Source organism: Verrucomicrobiota bacterium (genome assembly GCA_016871495.1).
GTDB lineage: Bacteria > Verrucomicrobiota > Verrucomicrobiia > Limisphaerales > VHDF01 > VHDF01.
Genome location: VHDF01000155.1, coordinates 1 through 5,633, shown reverse-complemented (window position 1 = coordinate 5,633; position 5,633 = coordinate 1). Strand labels below are relative to the sequence as shown.

General features: G+C 58.5%; 4 protein-coding genes. All 4 read right to left on the bottom strand.

Translation table 11 applies throughout. The annotated features are described in order from the left end of the window. Positions 1–1,552, bottom strand: a 1,552-nt coding sequence (locus FJ404_19135; GenBank protein MBM3824967.1) for a polysaccharide biosynthesis protein, incomplete at its 3' end; no start/stop codon positions are given. Positions 1,553–1,696: 144 nt separating this feature from the next. Then, positions 1,697–2,596 (bottom strand): exosortase/archaeosortase family protein, encoded by a 900-nt coding sequence (locus FJ404_19130; protein ID MBM3824966.1) that lies wholly within the window; start codon positions 2,594–2,596, stop codon positions 1,697–1,699. Positions 2,597–2,642: 46 nt separating this feature from the next. Then, positions 2,643–3,428 (bottom strand): exosortase-associated EpsI family protein, encoded by a 786-nt coding sequence (locus FJ404_19125; protein ID MBM3824965.1) that lies wholly within the window; start codon positions 3,426–3,428, stop codon positions 2,643–2,645. Between the two features lie 195 nt (positions 3,429–3,623). Continuing rightward, complete coding sequence (locus FJ404_19120) at positions 3,624–4,913, bottom strand: nucleotide sugar dehydrogenase (GenBank protein MBM3824964.1); 1,290 nt, start codon at positions 4,911–4,913, stop codon at positions 3,624–3,626. Positions 4,914–5,633 lie beyond the last annotated feature (720 nt).

The window sequence follows — 5,633 nt, the reverse complement described above, 5'->3', positions numbered from 1 at the left end:
TGTTCTCGCCTTGGTGACTGAGTTCCTCGAAGAGTTTCTCGCCCGGCCGGAGTCCGGTGAATTCGATGAGAATATCCTCGTCCGGGACGAGTCCGTTCAGCTCGATCAGTTGGCGCGCCAGATCGACAATCTTGACCGGCTGGCCCATGTCGAGCACGAAAATCTCGCCGCCTTGCCCTTGGGCGCAACTTTGCAACACCAGTCCGCACGCCTCGGGAATCGTCATGAAGTAGCGCGTGACATCGCGGTGGGTGACTTTGACGGGCCCTCCCAAGGCGATTTGTTTTTGGAACGTGGGTATGACGCTTCCTGAGGATCCCAGCACATTGCCGAAGCGGACGGCGATGAACTGAGTGCCGCCGTTCGTCTCGGCGTGGAGGGCTTGGAGGAAGATTTCTGCGACCCGCTTGGTGGCTCCCATCACACTGGTGGGATTGATGGCCTTGTCCGTCGAGATCATGACGAACCGGGTTACTCCGTGATCGCGGGCCGCCTCCGCCAGCCGGGCGGTCCCGAACACGTTGTTCTTGATCGCTTCGGAGGGCTGGCTTTCCATCAAGGGAACATGCTTGTGGGCGGCGGCATGGAACACCACTTCCGGCCTTTGGCGCTCGAAAATCTGGCCTAGGCGAGGGGTGTCGAGAATGTCCGCAATGAGCGGGATGATGATCGATCCGTGGCCGCGCTCCAGCAGCTCCTGCTCGATTTGGAAGAGCTGGACCTCGCTCTGGTCGAGCAACAGGAGCCGTCGGGGGTGGAATTCCAGAATCTGCCGGCACAGTTCGCCGCCGATGCTGCCTCCGGCGCCGGTGACGAGCACCACCTTGTCCTCCAAGACGCCGCGAATATGTTCGGTCTCGAGTTTCACCGCATCTCGTCCAAGCAAGTCTTGAATTTCAACGGAGCGAAGTTGGCTCACCTTGACTTGTCCCGAGGCGAGTTGACGAAGGGAGGGTACGGTTTGAAACTTGAGGCGCGCTTTTTGCAGGATCTTGACCACTTCGCCGACCCGTTTCGCCGAGGCCGAGGGCATCGCGATGATGACCTCGTCCACCTGGAGATTCATGGTTCGATCCAGAATGGCTTCAGGTCCACCCAGAACCGGGACGTCATGAACCCGCGAACGCCACTTGGACTGGTCGTCGTCGAAGAAGGCGACGGGTTTCATGCCCAGCCCCCGTTTGACGGAGAGCTCTCGAGCCAGGGAAGAACCGACATCGCCCGCCCCGATGATGGCGACTTTCTTGACGCTCTTGTTGTGACGCGCTTCCGGGGCGAGGTAACGTTCGCGCAAAACGCGCAATCCCAGTCGTCCCCCTCCCATGAGCATCAAAGCCGCCAGGAAATCCACCAGGATGACGGACCGGGGAGGCGCGTAGAGTCCGCGGGTTGAAAACCAAACCAGGGCGACCAACCCCGAAGAGAATGCGGAATAAGCGAAAAGTCGTCTCAGATCGGGCAGACCGAAGTAGCCCAGCAAGCCGTCGAATTGCCTGAATAGGATCAAGAGCACGATCTTGAGCGGCAGGACCCATCCCATCACAGGCCACATTCGCACTTGTTCAGCGGCGGGGATCTGAAAATCAAATCGAAGTTGGTAAGCGATCCATAAGCTGAACACGATGGCGGTGACGTCCGCAACCGCCAGGACCAGGATGCGTCGGAAGGGTTTTGAAATGGCGCCTTTCACTTGGATTTAGGGGGCATGCGGGAGGGATCCCACGGGTCGTGTTCCATGCGGCAGATAGGATTCCATCCGTCGGCACGCCCACACCACGAGGAGCACACCGGAAAGTGTGCAAATGAGAATGAGCCAGCCCGCCGGATCATGAAGCCGGTCCACGGCTCCAGGCCCCCGGCGATGGGCCACAACGCTGAGCCAGACGGAGCGTCCTAAATTGGTGGCCAGGGCAAGTCCACAGCCGGCTCCGACCAGGAGCAACCGTGAGCACCAACCACGGAAAGCCAGGTGGCTCACAAACAACGTCGCCATCAAGGCCGATTGCAGGCTGCGGACACCACTGCAGGCGTCCTCCACTCCCACCGTTCCGGACACGACATGAATCAGATTCCCGGTTCGCTGGGCTGGAATTCCCCCTAGTTTCAATACATCCACGGTGGCCACAGCGATCCATTCCTTGAGGTTGCCGACGATCCATTCTCCCAGAAATCCGGGTGGAGGGAATGCCAGGATGAGGAATCCGAGGGGAAAGGCGAAGTGGGTCAACCCTTTGACGCCCATGAGATAAACGATGTTGCCCCCGACCATCGCGAGCACACCCATGCCCAAAGCAAAGAGTGCGGTCGGTCCCATGCCCAAGGCGGAAGCATACAAACGCACGCACCCGGCGATGGCAAATCCCAATCCAAAAAGGAGCCCGGCCAGCCAATGCTGCCCCCTCACCCTCTCCGGCCTGGCGGGCCAGGCTTCATAAAAGAGGAAAAGACTAAGCAGGAGAACGATCCAGCCGAAGTGATACTCAGGGCGATGCCGCCAAATCCACGCGAATTGCGAAACGAGAAAGCCCAGCGCCAGCCACGCCGGAAGAAGCAGGCGCCCATCACTCGTTGAGGCGAGTGCATCGGTGGATTTCATGAAGATCCGGTTCGCATGACCGAGGCCGTTGCGATTTCCTTGCCGGCTATCCGCTCGTGGCGCTGTTCAACCACTCTGACAGCACCGACTCGATCAAGGCGTCACCTTCCTGGACGGCTCCTGGCGCCACGGGCACCGAGACGCGGAAGAAGGTTCTGGAACCCGACAAAGGGGTGCGGGATCGGAATGCATCCGCCACGCGACCCCATAAGCGGCCATCGGTGAGGCGGAGTTGCAGTTCCGTGGACATGTTGAGTCCCTTGTTTTGCTTCCGCTGAGCGACGGAAAGATTGTGGTCGAGTCGAAATCGAGGGGGTTGCCCCTGGATCAGGCCGCCAAAGTAAACCAACTCCAGATGGTTTCCGAGCCGGAACAACCTGCGCTCCAGTTGCCACTGTTTCCCTTGGTGGTGGATCATCTTGGTTTCGGGCAAACTGCTTTCCAAGGTCCAGCCCGATTGGGTCCAGCAGCGGTCGGGTGTGTGGGCGAAGAGTCCAATTTCATTGACGGTGGCGAATCCCCGATTGGCTGCGAACCAACGCAAGGGAACCTGCCCCTGCCGTTGATAGGTGCCGGTCTCAACGTGATCCGCGAGCAGCGCACGCTCTTCAGCGTCCGAAATGTTGCCGGGCTCGTAATGCCATCCGTCGAGCCTCGGTCGTAATTCCAGAGGCCATGCCACGCCATCAGGGGGACGTGAATACCAGAGCGCAGGCCCCCCCCAGAGGAACAATACCAGCAAGCAGCCGAGCCCGAGGATGCGGATGGACGGCCTCGGGTCTTGTTGCAGGCGAGCGGTCGGAGCTTGCAGTGCTTCTGGATTTTCGGCCATGCGAGGGAGCGATGGCGATCAGGGAATGGAACCACCCGCGTTGAGCGGCTTCACCCTCCATTCCTCGAGTGGAGAAGAATGCAGGAAGCTGGGAAACCGAATCAACGCCCCGAATCGCAACTCCATTCAGCCCGCGATACTGACTTAGGAACCCGACCCTCGAAGGTCAGCGTCGCGAGGCTGGAGAGAACTTGGTCAGGCCTTCCAGACCTGGGACGGCTTTGCGCTGACCTGCACCATCGCGTTGCGGGTATCGATGATCAAAGGTGCCCAAGCCGCGAGTTCGGCATAGTTGACGGCTTTATGGGCCGTCGAGATCAAGGCAGCGTCGAATCCAGAAATCGTTTCCTTGTTCCAAGGCACTGATTTGAATCCGGCCCAGGCCATGTGCTCACGCGTGGGGCCGATGATCGGAACGTGAGGATCGTGATAAGCGACCTCGGCTCCCCGAGCCTTGAGCTGATCCAGAAGGATGAATGTGGGCGACTCACGCATGTCGTCCACATCGGCCTTGTAGGCCAGCCCCACCAGCAAGATCTTGCTTCCTTTGAGCGATTTTTGAAGGTCATTGAGGGCTTCCATGACGCGCTGCACGACATAGGAAGGCATGGAGGAATTCACTTCTCCCGCGAGTTCAATGAAGCGTGTATTTTGGCCGTATTCCCGGGCTTTCCACGTGAGGTAGAACGGATCAATCGGAATGCAATGTCCACCCAAGCCTGGGCCGGGATAAAAGGGCATGAACCCGAAGGGTTTGGTCTTGGCGGCATGGATCACCTCCCAAACATCAATTCCCATGGCCGCATAAAGCACTTTGAGCTCATTGACCAAAGCAATGTTGACGGAGCGGAAGATATTCTCCAGCAACTTGGTGGCTTCGGCGACCCGGCAGGAAGAGACCGGCACGATCTGTTCGATGGCCTTCCCGTAGAGCTCGCAGGCCTTCTTCGCGCAGGCTGGGGTTAGGCCACCGACGACCTTGGGGATTTTGGCCACTTTACTGGCCGGATTGCCCGGATCTTCGCGTTCCGGAGAGAACGCGAGGTGGAAATCGACGCCTGCCTTAAGTTTGGAACCTTTTTCGAGCACCCCGAGAAGGTCCTCATCCGTGGTTCCCGGATACGTCGTGGACTCCAAGACGACCAGGATGCCTTGGTGCAGGTGGGGTGCGATCGCGGCGCCCGTGGCTGTGATGTAGGAAATATCCGGCTCCCGGTTCTTATTCAACGGAGTCGGAACGCAAATGATGACGGCTTCGACTTCCTTGACACGCGCGAAATCAGCGGAGGCTGAAAACTGGCCTGCCTTGACCGCCTCAGCGATGGCGCTGGAATCGATGTGCTTGATGTAGGTGCGGCCGGAATGGATCGCCTCAATCTTGGAGGGATCGATGTCAAGGCCCAATACCTTGACCCCGGAGCGAGCAAATTGCAGTGAAAGAGGAAGTCCAACGTAGCCTAGTCCAACGATAGCGATCGACGTCATGTGTTTTGGTTTTCTGCGGTCATTGAGGCAATACCGATTCATGGCGCCGGGTTTGCGGCCCCGCCATGCCTGTCCTCCGGAAGCAAACAAGCTGCCATTTTCAGTTCTGAGATGCATGCCCCATGCCCAGGAGACGGTAGTAGAGGGACAAGGATCAAAGCAATGCACACTTCGTGCCCATGGATTCAACGAATGACCCATCGCCGCGCCGGGTTTCTGTCATACCTATCCTCCACGTCATGAGCCAGAAACGAAGGAGAATCAAGTTTGCGTTTGGACCTTGGTTTCCATTCAATCCCAAACCGAAAAAGCGATGGGACCCTCTTGGCTCCCCGCGGCGCGTTTGAAGGTCGAGGGACGGATCAAACTCAACGGTCGGTCGCGGTTGGGTGGGAACAAAATGACTCTCGCGAGGCAAAAAAAGACACCCGCCGATACTCAAGGATCGACGGGTGTGACCCACCAAACCGACTCACACAGACAAGACCCGAGTCCTGTCGCATGCGAGTGAAGCATTTCTCGAGCCATCCTCAACCTCAAGATTCATTGTGATGCCCGTGCCCGCCGCTTGACGGCTTTCTTCGGAGGCAGGTTCCCAAATCCACGGGTAAGCCTGGGTGCATGGAAATCTCTGATTTTTCCTGTCAGGAAAACTGCATGAAATCTCCAGGGAAACGCTAGGTCGGCCACCCAAGCTCGCGGAAGTGTCCTCCCGCGGGG